Below are 16,655 nucleotides of genomic sequence, written 5' to 3'. Positions count from 1 at the left end.
TTTCTGCGTTTACGGCGCAAAAACCAGCCATCTGAAAACATCGCCACCGTGAGACTTTGCTCGAAGCGCTCCGGTTCTCCTTGCCTCACTCCTTCCGGATCCGCAGTGCGGTCGTGTAACCAGTTGGCTCTTGTCCATTCCGCGGCACGCATGCGCAGGCTCTCTGCTCTTCTCATCCCTCCCGGAGCACGTGAAATCGGGCCCTTTGCCTAGCGGCAGCGCCAAAAGGTAGCTCTCCCGCAGGCGAAAAATCTGCAACAAAAATAGCTTCACCACCCCTTTTTATTTCCCTCCTGCGCGCGCTTCGTCGCATCGCCTTGCCTTAACATCCACCACAGAATACTGTATAAATATACAGTGAAACTCGTCACCCCATGCGTGCCCGATGCCGGGCAGGGTGGAGTATTCCCTATTGAACGAGCGTGTCTATGGCAGCAGCGATTCATCTGGCGACGACAGCGTTGTCGTCGCAATTGCGGCGTCAGGTGTGGCAGGGCAATGAGCTTGCCGAGGCGGACTCGCGGGTGATTTCCAGCGGCTATGCTGCGCTGGATCAACTGCTGCCTGGGCAGGGCTGGTCGGCCGGCGGCCTGACAGAGTTATTGATTGAGCACGGAGGAGTCGGCGAACTGCGCCTGCTGGCCCGCGCGCTTCGACATCTTACGGCACAAGCCGAACGGCACGTCATGCTCGTGGCGCCCCCTTACCAGCCCTGCGCTTCGGCATTGAGGGCCTGGGGGATCGATGTCGAACGCGTCTTATGGGTGCGCTCGAGTGAAGACCAGTCTCTGTGGGCCGCTGCTCAAGCGTTGAAGCAGGATGGCATCGGCGCAGTGCTGGTATGGCTGCCGAATGCGCGCGCCGATAAGGTTCGGCGTCTGCAGGTGGCGGCTCAGGAGTCGGCATCGTTGGCATTTTTGATCCGGCCTGTCGAGGCAGCCACGCAATCTTCGCCGGCGCCATTGCGGATGATCTGCGAGCCGCTCTTGCCGGCCAATGCGCAGACGATCAATCGTCGTCAATGGTTGCAGGAGATTGGTATTTCGATCGACATCTTCAAGCGCCGCGGCCCCCCGCTAGCGGAACCCCTGCGTCTCATTTTGCCATTACAAAGCGTCTTGTTGCCGGAAAGCGGAATCGGTAGCAATCAAGGACGAGAGATCAAACATGTTGTGGATCGCAGTCACATTGCCACTCTTGTCGCTGGAAGCGGTGAAGCCTCTCGAACCGCTTCCGGATGGTTCGCCCGCGAAGCCGAATCGGTGTGAATCCGGCGAGACAAGCCAACCTCCGGGGGCCGACAGCGTCACCGAGGCGCGCTGCTATGCGCTGGCCGATCACGCGCACATCCTGATGCCGGATTTCTACGCCTTGGGTGCTGGGGTGCATGCGGGTCAGTCGCGCTCGTACGCATTGGCCTTGGCGCCCGGTCTCAAGATGCTTGCCGCAGACACAGCCCGCGAAACTCAGGCGTTCGAAGCGATGGCGCTCGCTTTGCTGACGTACACACCGAAGGTGTCGCTCGGGCACGCGCATACCTTGTTGCTGGAAGTCGGCTCCGGCTTGCGGTTGTTTGGCGGCCTGCGGGCGTTGTTGTCGCGGGTGTCCGCAACGGTGGCTGAATTCGGCTATACGACGCGCATTGCGTGTGCACCGACAGCTTGGGGCGCGTGGTTGTTGGCTCAGGCGCACGCCGATCGGCAGGGGCATCGTTGGCATGTGATAAAGGAGGCGTCGCTTGCTCGGGTCCTCGACCGCTTATCCGTGTTGTTGTTGCCGGTTTCACAGGCGGATCGCGATGCGTTTACGCATGTCGGTTGCGCGACGCTGGCCGATTTGCGGCAATTGCCAAGGTCGGGTGTCGTGAGGCGTTTCGGCAGCGGCATTCTGGATCTGCTGGCGCAGGCGTATGGTGCGCGTCCGGATCCGCGCGAATCGTTCCGCGCGCCGGCATCGTTTCATGCTCAGTTGGAGTTGCCGTCGCGGGTCGATAGTGCCGATGCATTACTGTTTGCCGCGCGTCGGCTGATTGTGCAACTGGCCGGATGGTTGAGCGCGCATCATGCAGCGCTCAGTGGATATACGTTGTTGCTCGAACATGAATTGGCATCCCGCCATGCTCCGAAGACGTCGAGTCTGAAGGTCGCTTGGGCCATACCGTCGCGTGATGCCGAGCATCTGATCTGGCTGTTGCGTGAGAAGTTGAATCAGACGGTTCTGGTGGCGCCCGTGATCGAGTTGAAGCTGGTCGCGGATCAGATCGGCGAGTATGCAGGGCGGTCGGACACTTTGTTTCCAATGCCCGAATCAGACGGCGATTCGATTGCACGTCTGCTCGAACGCTTGAGCGCGCGTTTGGGGCCGGAGAACGTGTTGCAGATGTCGGTGCAGGACGATCATCGGCCTGAGCGGGCAATGCGCGTCGAGGCCTACCAGGCGCAAGCGTTTTCGCGCAAGAAGCGTTCGTCTGCGACGACTAAGACAAAAATCAAAGCGGATAAAACCTGGCTGACCGATGAGTTGCAGCACGCTGCATCGGAGAGCGTGCGCGCAGACGACGATGCGGCGAGACAAGCAGAACGCACAGCACACCCAGCACACCCAGAGTACATATCCCGACAGCCCGAAAAAGCGAGTGACGCTAAAAGCAATCGCCTATTCGTAACACAACCGGCCGATGCCCAAGCCTCACTCAATCTGCCCGACATTGCATTGCCATCGCAGCCTCGCCCTGTCTGGATGCTCGACAAACCGCTGCGCCTGATGATGCGCGACCAGCGGCCGATCTATCGTCGGCCACTGAAAATGCTCACGCGTACTGAGCGGATTGAAGCAGGGTGGTGGGACGGTAACCTCGTCGAGCGGGATTACTACGTTGCGGCAGACGATCGTGGCCATATGTTCTGGGTGTACCGAGAACGTCTTGGCGGCGAGTGGTATCTGCAGGGTTTATTCGGCTGAGCATCATGGAAAATTCCCGGCCCTCATTCTTGTTAGAGCAGGCGCTTGCGGCCCAATTGCCGCCGTATGCGGAGTTGCATTGCCTGACTAATTTCTCGTTTCTGCGCGGCGCTTCGCATCCGCATGAACTGGTCGAGCAGGCGATGTCGTGCGGCTATAGCGCGCTCGCGATCACCGATGAATGCTCACTGGCGGGCGTCGTACACGCACACACTGCGGTGAGAGAAATCAGGCAGGAGCGGGACCGCCAGCAGAAGGAGCGCGAAGACAAAGCGAAAGCCGCGCAGGCAGGAACGTCATTAGAAGAAGTAGCAGAGCCGACGGCTACAACGCCAGCGGATTCAAAACAGGAAGCCTCAANTCCTCAAAACAGGAAGCCTCAAAACAGGAAGCCTCAAAACAGGAAGCCTCAAAACAGGAAGCCTCAAAACAAGAAACCCTTGACCACGAGGTACTAAAACCAATCCCTCACCTCATCATCGGCAGCGAACTCAATCTGACCGACGATGCAGGCGAACCGTTCTGCACATTGGTTGCGCTCGCAACCAACCGCAATGGCTACGGCAACCTTTCCGAACTGATCACGTTGGCCCGTTCGCGTGCGGACAAAGGCAGCTATCGCCTCAGTCCGTCCGACTTCACCGACTCGCTACCGCATCTCGGGCATCTCAAAGCCTTGCCCGATTGCGTCCTGATCCTAGTGCCGCAGCGCACGGCGACGCTCTCGCACACATTGCGTTGTGCGCACTGGCTGGCATCGTTCGCGCCGCAACGCTCATGGATCGCACTCGAACTCTGGCAAACCGGCAGCGACGATCTTCAGATCGACGCATTGCGAATGATTTCAAAAGCGAGTGGTTTGCCTTTGGTGGCAGCAGGGGGCGTCCTGATGCATGTGCGATCGCGCAAGCCGTTGCAGGACACCTTGACCGCGATCGGCCTCGTCACACCGTTATCGGCGTGTGGTCACGCGCTCGAGGCCAATGCCGAACGGCATATGCGCACTCGCGTACGGCTCGGCAAACTGTATCCACGCGACACGCTCGAAGAAACGCTGCGTATCGCCGCCCTGTGTCGCTTCTCGCTCGACGAACTCAAGTACGAGTATCCAGAAGAACTGGTGCCCGCCGGTGAATCGCCATCAAGCTATCTGCGCAAACTGGTCATGGCCGGCGCGATGGAGCGCTGGCCGAAAGGAATGGATCTCAAACGAATCGATCAGATCGAAAAAGAGCTGCAACTGATCGCCGACCTGAAATACGAAAAGTACTTCCTGACGGTACAGGATATCGTGAGCTTCGCGCGCTCCAGAAACATACTGTGCCAAGGCCGTGGTTCGGCGGCCAACTCGATCGTATGTTACTGCCTGCACGTGACGGAAATCGATCCGGTGCGCATGAACATGCTGATCGAACGGTTCATCTCGCGCGCGCGTAACGAACCGCCTGATATTGACATCGATTTCGAGCATCAGCGTCGGGAAGAGGTGATTCAATATATCTATGGGAAGTACGGTCGCCATCGCGCTGCGCTCACTGCAACGCTGATCACCTATCATGCGCGCAGTGCGCTGAAGGACGTCGGCAAGGCGTTGGGACTCGAAGCGTCATTGATTGAGCGGATCAGCAAATCGCAGCAATGGTGGGACGGCACGGATGCGGTCGCCAAATATCTGGCCGAAGCGGGCTTCGCTGCCAACTCGCACATCACGCAGAATCTGATTCACCTTACCAAAGAGTTGCGCAACTTTCCGCGTCATCTGTCGCAACACGTCGGCGGCTTTGTGATTGCGAAAGATAAGCTGTCGCGACTCGTGCCGATTGAGAACGCGACGATGAAAGACCGCAGCGTGATCGAGTGGGACAAGGACGATATCGATGCGCTCGGACTATTGAAAGTCGACGTACTGGCGCTCGGCATGTTGTCGGCGATCCGGCGCGCGCTGGAATTCGTCGCCTTGCGGCGCGGCTTGCCGAAATTCAGGATGCAGGATATTCCGCGCGAGGATCGCGCCGTCTATGAGATGTGCGGTCATGCCGATACGATCGGCGTATTCCAGATCGAATCGCGTGCGCAGCAAAGCATGCTGCCGCGGTTGAAACCGAACAAGTACTACGATCTTGTGATCGAAGTCGCGATCGTGCGGCCCGGGCCGATCCAGGGCGGCATGGTGCATCCGTATCTGCGCCGCAAGCAGGGTCTGGAGGCGGTGGACTACGCTAAGGAGGAGTTACGCCCCGTGCTCGAGCGCACCCTCGGCGTACCGATTTTCCAGGAGCAGGTGATGCACCTCGCGATGGTTGCCGCGCTCTACACTGGTGAGCAGGCCGATCAATTGCGACGCGCGATGGCCGCATGGCGGCGCAGCGGCAATCTGGCGAAGTATCAGCAGGATCTGACTGACCGCATGTCGGCGCGCGGTTACGAAAAAGAGTTCATCGAGCGCATCTGCAAACAGATCGAAGGCTTCGGCGAATATGGCTTTCCTGAAAGCCACGCGGCAAGCTTTGCCTTGCTCGTCTATCTCAGCGCTTGGTTGAAACGTTATGAGCCGGCCGCTTTTCTTGTAGGATTGCTGAACAGTCAGCCGTTGGGGTTTTATTCACCGTCGCAACTCGTGCAGGATGCCAGGCGTCACGGTGTCCAGGTATTACCGCCTGACGTGACCTTGAGCGATTGGGAGTCGACCTTCGAACAACGTGGTCGCGAAGGGCAGCGGATTTCATCGAGCGAGGCCTGTTTGCGTCGTCAGCAGGGCGCATTGTCCGCACAGCAATTCCGTGACTTGTCGTTGCGGCGCTTCACATTGGCCCGGACGATCCGGCGTGCGGCAAAACAGCTGACCGCACGCGTATTTCAATCGTCGAAAACCTATGGTGCACGCGGTCCGGCAGTACGCATCGGCATGCATCTGATCAAAGGTTTTTCACAGGTAGCGGCCGAACGCATCATGGCGGCTCGTAGCGACGCACAGTTTGCTGACGTCGACGATCTGGCGCGTCGCGCGGCATTGACGCGGCGCGATCTCGAAGCGCTGGCCGCGGCGAACGCGCTGGTCAGCATTGCGGGCCATCGGCGCGAAGCGTGGTGGCAGGTGACCGCGCAGCACACGGTGCCCAAACTGCTGCGCGATGCGCCGATCGCGGAAGCGCCGCTGGCATTGCCGCAGGCAACCGAAAGTCGCGAGATCGTCGACGACTACGCGAGCATCGGCCTCACGCTCAATCGTCATCCGCTCGCGCTATTGCGCGAGCGTCTTGCCAGGCAGCGTTTTCGCACGGCGGCAGAACTTGCCGCGTGCGGACACGGCACGCTGGCGCGTGCCTGCGGTATCGTCACTGTGCGGCAGCGGCCGGGCACGGCAAACGGCACCGTGTTCGTTTCCATCGAAGACGAAACCGGTTCGATCAACGTGATCGTCTGGCCGGGGCTGGTGGAAAAGCAACGCAAGGTGCTGCTGGGTTCATCGTTGCTGGCGGTGTATGGCGTCTTGCAGCGTGACGATGGCGTTTCTACCGGCGGTGACAGCGCCGGCAATGTGATGAACGCAAATAAAGCGGGCAACGCGAAACGGAAACAGAAGGGCGAGGTGATCCATCTCGTCGCGCATCGACTTGAAGATCACAGCGACTGGCTCGGCGAACTGGCTACGGCGAGCCGCGATTTTCATTGAGGCTGATCTGCCGCCGTCTCGCCCCGCCACGGAAATGCGGCCAGCACTTGCCGGATCGCAACGTCGAACGGCGTGCGGCGGCCAATGCCGAGCGCCTCGAGCCGGTCCGACGCCAGGTGGCAGTTATGCGGGCGCGGCGTCGCGTCGGTGGGCGTATGTTGTGGCGTCAGTTGCGCATCGAGTTGCAGCGCTTCGGCCAACCGCACGGCGATTTCATACTTGTTCATCGGCTCATCCCCCGACCATTGCACGATGCCGCAGATCGCATCGCCACGCGCATGCCGTTCGAGCATCTGCCGGATCACGAACGCGACGTCCGGTGTAAAGGTCGGGAAGCGAATCGCCCATGCATCCATGACGGCGGCCTTGCCCTCGCGTGAAGCCGACGCGGCAATCGCCGGCACGAGACTCGTCACCGCCGATTCTGCCCAATCGACGATCGGCCCATAGAGCAGCGGCAAACGCAGTATGCAGCCGAGATCGGTGGATTCCGTCAGCGCTCGCTCGCCTTCGAGTTTGCTGCGCCCATAGGCATTGAGCGGCGCGGGCGCGGAATCGTACTGATAGGGCGGGTGCGTGCCGTCGAACACGTAATCGGTTGAGATCGAGAGCGCCCAAGCGCCGCGCCGCTTTGCCGCCGCGGCCAGGGTGCGCACCGCATCGACGTTCAACGCCCGGGCGAGCGCCGGATCGTGCTCGCACACATCAGGCCGACGCTCCGCCGCGGCAATCACGAGCGCGTCCGGTGCTTCGCGCTCGACAAATTGCTCGACCGCCCGCGCATCGCGAATATCCAGCGCGACCGTGTTCGGCCCCGGCCGGCTGAACGCCGTGGCGACAACTTGCCAACCTACCTGCTGTGCCAGTTCGTCGACGAGAGCCCGGCCAAGCAGTCCGGAAGCACCAATGACCGCAACTTTGAACATGACGGTCGCTCGCTTAGCGGGCTGGGCCGCTGGTCACGCCGGTCACCGTGTAACCGGCCTCGTCGATTGCGGCTTTGAGCGTGTCAACCGGTTGTGCCGATTCGACCGCCACGCGGCCGGATGCCAGATCGACCTGGACTTTAGCGGCGCCATCGTGTTCACGGATTGCGTTCGTGACCGCCGCCACGCAATGCTGGCAGCTCATGCCTTCTACCTGGAATTCGATCGTCATCGGGATTGCCTTGAAAAAATGAATGTTGCGATGCTTGAATTATGCCTGCCGATGCGCAATTGAGTGGCTGACCTTCCCACTATGGGAAGGTGTACGATCGACGCACACCCTGGGGAAACAGTCATGAACATCGGTGAAGCGGCCCGTGCGTCGGGCGTCACGGCGAAGATGATTCGCTACTACGAAAGCGTGGGCCTGCTGGCGGCGAAGGCGCGCACGAGCGCCGGCTATCGCGTATACGGGCCGCAAGAGGTCCATTCGCTGCGTTTTATCCGGCAGGCGCGCCGTCTTGGTTTTCTGGTCGAAGACATCCGCCGCTTGCTGGCGCTGTGGCACGACCGGTCGCGCGCCAGTGCCGAAGTGAAGACGATTGCGTTGGAGCACGTTGCGGAGCTCGATCGCCGCATCGCCGAACTGACCGACATGCGCGACACATTGGCGCATCTGGCGGACCATTGTCACGGCGACGAGCGCCCGGATTGCCCGATTATCGAGCGGCTCGCCGATACCGATCTGGTGTCGGGGAAGGGTTGTCACCCGATTTGAAAGCGCGAAGTGCAACCTGTCGAGGGCGTTATCGCAACCGAGCCTCAAAAAGCACCTGAATGGTGCAAATTAATATGGGGAAGTATCAGTCGTCGCAAAAAAGCCGTCTTGAATTTAGATAAATCAACGACTTAAGTGCACCACGAGTGTGCACCATTCCAAAACGGAATGCACGTCATGCGGGCATTTCACTAGCAAGGTTGCACCATAGGGCTATAATCCGGGTTAACCCTTTTACGGGAAATCCCTGATGCAAAACTCACCGGGGATTCAATCTGATCCTTGGAGAACATCATGTTTGCATACGTACTTGAAAAGCTGAGCACCTGGTTTGAAACTGCAGAACGCAGCCGTCGTGAAGCCTATCTGGCGTCGTCGTCGGATATCGTTCAGCTCGAACAGCGCATCCGCTCGCTCGAAACCAACGGCTACTCGCTGTAAGTTTCAACTGCATCAAGTTTGACCCGGCAGCGCTCGTGCGCAGCCATTGCAGTAAAGTGTTGAGCCCCGTATAGACGGGGCTTTGTCACATCTGGACCACAAGAATTTCACGGCAAGTGGCGCTTCAAGGCGACTCATGGCCAATAACGACTAGCCTGACGGTTGCCGTCGCGGTAAGGTAAAGCGCTTTCTGCGCAATCCGGCATTCTCAAACTCAACCGGTCCGCCCATGCTTCCTGTCCACTCGCTCAAATCCGTCCTGGCCATGACTGCTGCAGCCTCGCTGACAACGGTTTTTGCCGTATCGGCTACATTCGCCGCGTCGAGCAATACCGCTCGCAAGCCCGTGATACTCGACTCGCAGAGCGGCATCAGCGACGGGCAGAGCGGCACCGTGCTGCAGACCGCGCCGCTCTCGCGGCAGCCGATCGTAGGGGCGCAGCCTATCGCAACGCCCACGGAGCTGGCGCCGAATTCGTCGATACCGTTCGTTGTCGCGCCCTACATCCCGGTGCCTGTCGGCGGCGGCACGCCGTCGCCACAACCGCAGCCGCAAACTCGTCCCGTGCCCCGGTCGCAATAAGCCGCAATAAGGGTCTCCGGCGCGATATCTCCCGGTAGTTCTTTTCCACCCATCCGTTGACGCTTCGAGCGGCGGGTTCTCTGTCGTGCTGCCGCATGTGCATGCGCGTCTTCAGCTAACGCGCGAGACACTACATACGCCATTCGGGTTTCGATGCATGGCGTGCGCGACACCGTCCGACGACAATCGTTGCGCGCTCTCTCGCCAACGATGTGGACCATGCATCATGCGCAGCGCCATCGCATCGAATGAAAACAGAACAAGGAGACATCACATGCCTACTCACTGGATGCGGCGTGCCGCCAGCACCTGCGCCACGTTGCTCGCGCTGAGCGTACCCGCGGCGCAACCAGGTGCCGCGCTCGCCAAAGACACTCCGGAAAAACCCACATTGACGATGGCCGTTGGCGGTTTGCCGGGCCTTTACTATTTGCCGGTACTCGCCGCACAGCAGTTGGGCTACTTCAAGGACGAAGGGCTCGACGTCACGCTCGAAGATTTCGCGGGCGGGTCGAAGGCGTTGGAAGCGGTCGTGGGCGGTAGCGCCGACGTGGGCGCCGGCGCATTCGAGCACACGCTGTTCATGCAGGCAAAGGGGCAACACTACCGCGCGTTCGTGCTGATGGGACGCGCGCCGCAGATCGTTGTCGCGGTGTTGAAGTCGAAGGCGGATCAGATCAAGACATTGGCGGACTTCAAGGGGGCCAAAGTCGGCGTGAGCGCGCCGGGTTCGTCGACGGATCTGGTACTTACCGTGGCTTTGCGCAAGGCAGGTGTGCAGCGCAACGAGATTTCGGCGATCGGCGTGGGCAGCGGCGCCACGGTACTGGCCGCGGTGAGCGGCGGTCAACTCGACGCGCTGTCCAACGTGGATCCGATGATGACCAAGCTGGAGCGTAGCGGCGCGATCAAAGTGCTGGTCGATACGCGTACCGTGAAAGGCACGCAGGAGGTATTCGGCGGACCGATGCCGGCGGCGACGCTCTACGCATCGGAGACTTTCATTCAGAAGTATCCGAAGACGACACAGGCGCTCGCCAATGCGATCGTGCGCGCGGACCACTGGTTGCAGACCGCGAGCGATGCCGACTTGCTGAAGATGGTGCCGCCGGCCTATTTGCTCAACGATTCGGCACTCTATGTGGAGGCATTCCACAACGTGCGCGACGCGTATTCGCCGGACGGCTTGATGCCCGCGGATGGTCCGGCGACTTCATTACGCGCCTTGTCGTCGTTCGATAACCGCCTCGATCCGAAAAAGATCGATCTGAACGCAACCTATACCAACGACTTCGCCCGCAAGGCAGCGGCGCAACTCAAGTAAGGAGTTTGGTGGTGGGTGATTTACCCGGTCGCGCACGTGTCATACCGCTGGCTAAGGCGCCCACGTGCGGCCCGGGGCGTGCTCAATCCCCGCGATATTCGACCTTGAACTGCGCGGCCTTGTCCTCGCCGAGCGCCTCGACCAGCCAGGGCATCTGGTCTTTCAGCGTTTTTGCCAGCGTATACGGCGGATTCAGGATGAACATGCCACTGCCGAACAACCCGAAGCCGTCGGTCGGCGGATTGCTGACGGTCAGGCTCACATGCAGCCAGTTGCGCTCCTGCAGCTTCTTCAACTGATCGGGGAAGCGCTGCGATTCAAGGCGTCTTACCTGCGGATACCAGACCGCGTAGGTGCCGGTCGGAAAGCGCTTCAGGCTTTCTTCGACGCAGCGCAGCGTGCGCGTGTAGTCGCGCTTGTCTTCGTACGACGGATCGAGCAGTACCAGCGCGCGGCGCGGCGCCGGCGGCAGCAACGCGAGGATGCCGTCGAAGCCGTCGCCCGCATAAAGCATTGCGCGCCGGCCTGCGTCGCGGAAGTTGTGGCGCAGCACGTCGATTTCTGTAGTGTGCAGTTCGAACAGGCGCATGCGGTCCTGTTCGCGCATTTGCCGCCACGCGATGTACGGCGAGCCTGGGTAGAAGCGCAACTGGCCGTCCGGATTCAGCGCGCTCACTTCGTCGACGTACTCTGCGAAGACCGACGGCAGGTCGTTGCGCTCCCATAGTTTGGCGATGCCGGTCTGGAACTCGCCGGTTTTGGTCGCATAGCCTTCCTTCAGCGAATAGACGCCGGCGCCCGCGTGTGTGTCGATATACCAGTAGGCTTTGTCCTTCTGGCCGAGGTAGCGCAGTAGCTGCAACACGACGGCGTGTTTCAGAACGTCGGCGTGATTGCCTGCATGAAAGGCGTGGCGGTAGCTGAGCATGATGAGGACACACTGAAAGAGGGCGTGCCGGTCCACGGCGGATTCGGCGATGCGAGTGCAATGCGGCAGCACAACTGAAGTGCAGCGCGGTCGCGTATTGTACGCGACGCCGCGTTGCACCCCGCAGTGCGTTGCGCGTGACATAGCCCCGATGGTGCGCGGGCCATGCTCCGCCGACCGGACCGGTCCAATCGGGTCTGGACTGGTCCGGCGCGCCCGCTCAGTCGTAGGCGTCGCCGATGACCGCCTCGATCCGCTCTTTGATCTCCGGCGTGATCCGTTCCGCCACCTCGGCGGATTTCATGTTCTCGCCGATCTGTTCGACGCGCGACGCGCCGGTGATCACGGTGCTCACATTCGGATTCTTCAGAATCCATGCAATCGCCAACTGGCCGATCGTGCAACCCAGCTCGTCGGCCACTTCGCCCAGCTTGCCGACCACGTTGTTTTTGCCGGCATCGGTGACCTGCTTGCGCAGCCAGTCGTAGCCTTGCAGTTGCGCACGGCTATCGGCAGGTACGCCGTCGCGGTACTTGCCGGTGAGCAGGCCGGACGCGAGCGGGCTCCAGGTGGTCAGCCCAAGGCCGATATCCTCGTAAAGCCGCTTGTATTCCTGCTCGACGCGCTTGCGGTGGAACAGGTTGTACTGCGGCTGCTCCATGACCGGTTTGTGCAGATGATGGCGTTCAGCAATCTCGTAAGCGGCGCGGATTTCGTCGGCGCTCCATTCGGATGTGCCCCAGTACAGGGCCTTGCCGCGCGTGATCATGTCGCTCATGGCCCAGACGGTTTCTTCGACCGGCGTGTTCGGGTCAGGACGATGACAGAACACCAGATCGACATAATCAAGTTGCAGGCGTTTGAGCGATGTGTCGATGGCGTTCAGCAGATATTTGCGGTTCAGCGTGTGGTACTGGTTCGGCGCTTCGTTGAGACCCCAGAAAAATTTCGTCGATACCACATAGCTCACACGCGGCCATGCCAATTCCTTGAGCGCCTGGCCCATGATTTCTTCGGATTGGCCGGCGGCGTACACCTCGGCATTGTCGAAGAAGTTGACTCCCGCATCGCGCGCGGCTGCGAGCGACTCGCGCGCTGCACGATGATCTACCTGATTGCCGTAGGTGACCCATGAGCCGATGGACAGTTCGCTGACTTGCAGGCCCGAACGGCCCAGACGTCGATAATTCATGCATTCCTCCTTGGTAGTGATGCCGCCGGAATCCCGCTGAAACGTCCAGTTTAAAGAGATAAGGCTCGATGTGCAGTTTACGGATGCAGTTCACACGGTTCATGCACAATAGCAGCGTTGGCCGCAGTGCAGCATTCGGCTGAACGGTCTATGCCGTTTGGCTGACTTCACGCCGCCTGCGGTCCGTGGTCTCATTGCTCATCAACTGCATGGAGGTTCTGGATGTCGTCACTGAACACGAATCTGAATGGCAAGGTTGCGGTGGTTACGGGCGCCGCGAGCGGCATCGGCAAGCAGATTGCGCTCACGCTTTCCGCCGCGGGCGCGGCGGTCGCGATCGCCGACCTGAACCAGGACGGCGCCAATGCCGTCGCTGAAGAAATCAAACAGGGGGGCGGCAAGGCAATCGGCGTGGCAATGGACGTCACGAACGAAGACGCCGTCAACCAGGGCATAGATAAAGTCGCGGCGGAACTCGGCTCGATCGATATTCTGATTTCCAACGCCGGCATCCAGATCGTCAATCCGATCGAAAACTATTCGTTTTCCGACTGGAAGAAGATGCAGGCCATCCATGTGGACGGCGCCTTCCTCACCACCAAGGCCGCGCTCAAGCACATGTACAAAGACGATCGCGGCGGCATCGTGATCTACATGGGTTCGGTCCATTCGCACGAAGCGTCGCCGTTGAAGTCCGCCTATGTGACGGCCAAGCATGCACTGCTGGGGCTCTCACGCGTACTGGCCAAGGAAGGCGCGAAACACAATGTGCGCTCGCACGTGGTGTGTCCGGGCTTCGTGCGTACGCCGCTTGTCGACAAGCAGATTCCCGAGCAGGCCAAGGAGCTCGGCATCAGCGAAGAAGACGTGATCAAGCGCGTGATGCTGGGTGGCACGGTCGACGGCATCTTCACCACGGTGGAAGACGTCGCGCAGACAGTGCTGTTCCTGTCAACTTTCCCGACTGCGGCGCTGACCGGCCAGTCCTTTATTGTGAGCCATGGCTGGTATATGCAATAAGGAGGCGCCCATGGCGCAACGCAATCTCAAGCGGGCGCGCGTTGGCGCGCCCGGTGGCGGGGAAGGCGAGGGCGCTGGTCTGGCGCCCGCCGCGCATCCCGGCCGGCAGATCAATATACCCAACTACGAAACCGTCGCGTTGATGCTGCAGGGCGGTGGTGCACTCGGCGCCTATCAGGCCGGCGTCTTTCAGGGACTTTACGAAGCCGGCATCGAGCCGAACTGGCTCGCCGGCATTTCGATCGGCGCGCTGAATACGGCCATCATTGCCGGCAATCCGCCGGAGAAACGCGTCGAGCGGCTGCTGCAATTCTGGGAGACGATCTGCCAGCCGGCATTCGGGCCGCCGTTGCCGGCCTTTATCGAGCACGCGTTGTTCAATTCCAGTGAAGCCGTTCGCAAGGCCTTCACGGCGACTCAGGCGATGGGCGCGATCATGGAAGGGCAAAAGGGCTTTTTCGTGCCGCGTTTCCCGCCACCGTTGCCCACCGTCTCCGGCCCGCCGCAAACGGCGAGCTACTACGACACCACGCCGCTCAAGGCCACGCTTGAAGCGCTCTGCGACTTCGACCGCATCAATTCCGGTGAGACGCGTGTGTCGGTGGGTGCGGTGAATTGCGGTACGGGTAACTTCGCCTACTTCGATAACACGCATACGAAACTGAGGCCTGAGCATTTCATGGCGTCAGGCGCGTTGCCGCCGGGTTTCGCGGCGGTCGAAATCGACGGCCAGTTCTACTGGGACGGCGGTTTGATGTCGAACACGCCGCTCTACGAGGTGATTCAGACCACGCCGCGTCGCGATACGCTCGCGTTCCAGGTAGATCTGTGGAGCGCAGTCGGGCCGGTGCCGGACAACATCACTGATGTTCAAGGGCGCATGAAAGACATCCAGTACTCGAGCCGCACACGTCTCGTGACCGATATGCTGCAACGTTCGCAGCGTTTCCGGCATGTGCTGCGCGAGGTGCTCGATCGCGTGCCGTCCGACCAGCGCGACGATCCGTGGTGCAAGCTGGCGGATGATCTATCGTGTTCGAAGCGCTACAACGTGATCCACCTCATCTATCGGGAGAAGGAATACGAAGGGCACTTCAAGGACTTCCAGTTCGGCCTCTCGACAATGCGTGAGCATTGGAAGAGCGGTCTGGACGATATCCGGCAGTCGCTCGCGCAACCCGATTGGCTCGACATGCCTGATAACGACGCAGGGTTTGTCACGCACGATATCCATCGGGATTCCCGCTGAAACGGCCGTAGGTGCCAAAGTAGTGCCGGTAGCGGGACGCAATCGGCAGGTGACACTCACACGTCCAGCAACAGTCCATCAATAAAAAACGGCACCCGAAAGGGCGCCGTTTCTACAAGCAGCTCAAGCAATTCAAGTTCGAGCAGCAACAGCCAAGCAAAGCGCGGGCAACAAACGCTCGCGCTCCAAAACGCCTTACTTCAGCACGTGAGCGACCGCGTTAGCCACCACGTCGAGGTTGCGCGTATTCAGCGCAGCCACGCAGATGCGGCCCGTGCTCACAGCGTAGATGCCGAATTCTTCGCGCAGACGGTCCACTTGCGGCGCCGTCAGACCCGAATACGAGAACATGCCGCGTTGTGCGTTCACGAAGCTGAAATCGCGATCCACGCCACTGGCCTTCAGACGTTCGACCAGACCGTTGCGCATTGCGCGGATACGGTCACGCATTTCGGCGAGTTCGCTTTCCCACATGGCGCGCAGTTCAGCCGATGCGAGTACCGCAGCAACCACCGAGCCGCCGTGCGTCGGCGGGTTCGAGTAGTTCGTGCGGATCACGCGCTTCAGTTGCGACAACACGCGAGCCGATTCTTCCTTGCTTTCCGTGATGATCGACAGTGCACCGATGCGCTCACCGTACAGAGAGAACGACTTCGAGAACGACGACGACACGAACACGTTCAGTTCCGATGCCGCGAACAGACGGACTGCTGCAGCGTCGGATTCGATGTTGTCGCCGAAACCCTGATAAGCGATGTCGAGGAACGGCACCAGATTGCGCGCCTTGACGACCTCGACGATCTGCTTCCACTGGTCGACAGTCAGGTCGACGCCGGTCGGGTTGTGGCAGCACGCGTGCAGCACGACAACCGTGCCCGCTGCATAGCTGTTCAGCGCGCTCAGCATGCCTTCGAAGTTCACGCCGTGCGTTTGCGCTTCGTAGTACGGATAGTTCACGACTTCGAAGCCGGCGCTTTCGAACAGCGCGCGGTGGTTTTCCCAGCTCGGATCGCTGATCGCGACCTTGGCGTTCGGGTTCACACGCTTCAGGAAATCGGCACCGATTTTCAGCGCGCCCGTGCCGCCCAGTGCTTGCGCCGTCACGACGCGGCCCGCGGCGATCAGCGGCGAGTCGTTGCCGAGCAGCAGTTTCTGCACGGCAGCGTCGTAGGCAGCGATGCCTTCGATCGGCAGATAGCCACGCGGCAGCGCGGCTTCGACGCGTGCCTTTTCCGCGTCGCGCACGGCGCGCAGCAGCGGAATTTTGCCTTCTTCATTGAAGTACACACCAACGCCAAGGTTGACCTTGGTGGCGCGCGCATCGGCGTTGAAGGCTTCGTTCAGGCCCAGAATCGGGTCGCGGGGAGCAAGTTCGACGGCGGAGAACAGAGACATGATGGATGGGCAGCAGTTGTGAAAAGAGGGCGGCTTCAAGCGCGGGCGGCCCGGCCAACGGTGTCTGACGGACAATTCAGACGGCGGGCGGGCATCGGCGAGCGAGCGCAACTTGCCATTGTAGCGAATTCACGGGCGTTTTTCGGGCGACAAAGCCTACTGAACTGAATTATTTGCTTGAAAAA

At 60.4% G+C, this 16,655-nt stretch carries 13 protein-coding genes and 1 pseudogene; 9 read left to right on the top strand and 5 right to left on the bottom strand.

What is annotated here, in order from left to right; translation table 11 throughout:
• Positions 1-428 precede the first annotated feature (428 nt).
• From imuA to M0D64_RS37015, 3 genes and pseudogenes are all read left to right on the top strand, one after another.
• On the top strand, positions 429-1,268 hold the full coding sequence (gene imuA, locus M0D64_RS37030; protein WP_154567279.1) for a translesion DNA synthesis-associated protein ImuA: 840 nt from the start codon (positions 429-431) through the stop codon (positions 1,266-1,268).
• Complete coding sequence (locus M0D64_RS37025; RefSeq protein WP_266261356.1) at positions 1,168-2,961, top strand: DNA polymerase Y family protein; 1,794 nt, start codon at positions 1,168-1,170, stop codon at positions 2,959-2,961. Before imuA ends, M0D64_RS37025 begins: the two co-directional genes overlap by 101 nt.
• Before the next feature lie 5 nt (positions 2,962-2,966).
• Positions 2,967-6,634, top strand: a pseudogene (locus M0D64_RS37015) (error-prone DNA polymerase).
• Here the strand turns inward: M0D64_RS37015 and M0D64_RS37010 are convergent.
• Positions 6,628-7,560 carry an SDR family oxidoreductase gene (locus M0D64_RS37010; RefSeq protein ID WP_266261354.1) on the bottom strand — a complete coding sequence of 311 codons (933 nt, stop codon included), beginning with the start codon at positions 7,558-7,560 and terminating at the stop codon, positions 6,628-6,630. The pseudogene M0D64_RS37015 and the gene M0D64_RS37010 sit on opposite strands and share 7 nt — an antisense overlap.
• Positions 7,561-7,573: 13 nt before the next feature.
• Positions 7,574-7,792: a heavy-metal-associated domain-containing protein gene (locus tag M0D64_RS37005; RefSeq protein WP_154567275.1), complete on the bottom strand. Its 219-nt coding sequence runs from the start codon at positions 7,790-7,792 to the stop codon at positions 7,574-7,576.
• A gap of 123 nt (positions 7,793-7,915) precedes the next feature.
• On the opposite strand from M0D64_RS37005, the gene cueR reads away from it, so the two are divergent.
• From cueR to M0D64_RS36985, 4 genes are all read left to right on the top strand, one after another.
• Positions 7,916-8,338: a Cu(I)-responsive transcriptional regulator gene (gene cueR, locus M0D64_RS37000; RefSeq protein ID WP_153136490.1), complete on the top strand. Its 423-nt coding sequence runs from the start codon at positions 7,916-7,918 to the stop codon at positions 8,336-8,338.
• A 294-nt stretch (positions 8,339-8,632) separates the two neighbouring features.
• On the top strand, positions 8,633-8,779 hold the full coding sequence (locus M0D64_RS36995) for a DUF3563 family protein (RefSeq protein WP_074284875.1): 147 nt from the start codon (positions 8,633-8,635) through the stop codon (positions 8,777-8,779).
• Positions 8,780-9,008: 229 nt separating this feature from the next.
• Complete coding sequence (locus tag M0D64_RS36990) at positions 9,009-9,362, top strand: hypothetical protein (protein ID WP_154567273.1); 354 nt, start codon at positions 9,009-9,011, stop codon at positions 9,360-9,362.
• A 274-nt stretch (positions 9,363-9,636) separates the two neighbouring features.
• Complete coding sequence (locus tag M0D64_RS36985; RefSeq protein WP_266261353.1) at positions 9,637-10,686, top strand: ABC transporter substrate-binding protein; 1,050 nt, start codon at positions 9,637-9,639, stop codon at positions 10,684-10,686.
• Positions 10,687-10,768: 82 nt separating this feature from the next.
• Here M0D64_RS36985 and M0D64_RS36980 read toward each other — a convergent pair whose 3' ends face one another.
• Entirely contained in the window at positions 10,769-11,614 is an 846-nt protein-coding gene (locus M0D64_RS36980; protein ID WP_054042170.1) for a 23S rRNA (adenine(2030)-N(6))-methyltransferase RlmJ, read from the bottom strand.
• A gap of 220 nt (positions 11,615-11,834) precedes the next feature.
• Complete coding sequence (locus M0D64_RS36975; RefSeq protein WP_171928110.1) at positions 11,835-12,806, bottom strand: aldo/keto reductase; 972 nt, start codon at positions 12,804-12,806, stop codon at positions 11,835-11,837.
• A gap of 222 nt (positions 12,807-13,028) precedes the next feature.
• Here M0D64_RS36975 and M0D64_RS36970 point away from each other — a divergent pair, with 222 nt between their 5' ends.
• Both M0D64_RS36970 and M0D64_RS36965 read left to right on the top strand, forming a co-directional pair.
• The gene (locus M0D64_RS36970; RefSeq protein WP_154567270.1) at positions 13,029-13,826 is read left to right on the top strand and encodes a 3-hydroxybutyrate dehydrogenase; all 798 of its coding nucleotides are present in this window, start codon (positions 13,029-13,031) and stop codon (positions 13,824-13,826) included.
• 10 nt (positions 13,827-13,836) lie between these two features.
• The gene (locus M0D64_RS36965; protein ID WP_266261352.1) at positions 13,837-15,075 is read left to right on the top strand and encodes a patatin-like phospholipase family protein; all 1,239 of its coding nucleotides are present in this window, start codon (positions 13,837-13,839) and stop codon (positions 15,073-15,075) included.
• Positions 15,076-15,270: 195 nt separating this feature from the next.
• On the opposite strand, the gene M0D64_RS36960 is transcribed toward M0D64_RS36965, so the two are convergent.
• Positions 15,271-16,470: an amino acid aminotransferase gene (locus tag M0D64_RS36960; RefSeq protein ID WP_266261351.1), complete on the bottom strand. Its 1,200-nt coding sequence runs from the start codon at positions 16,468-16,470 to the stop codon at positions 15,271-15,273.
• Positions 16,471-16,655: the final 185 nt, after the last annotated feature.

This window comes from Paraburkholderia sp. WS6 (genome assembly GCF_030464835.1).
In the GTDB taxonomy this organism is placed as follows: domain Bacteria; phylum Pseudomonadota; class Gammaproteobacteria; order Burkholderiales; family Burkholderiaceae; genus Paraburkholderia; species Paraburkholderia madseniana.
This window is presented reverse-complemented; position numbering and strand designations above follow the sequence as displayed.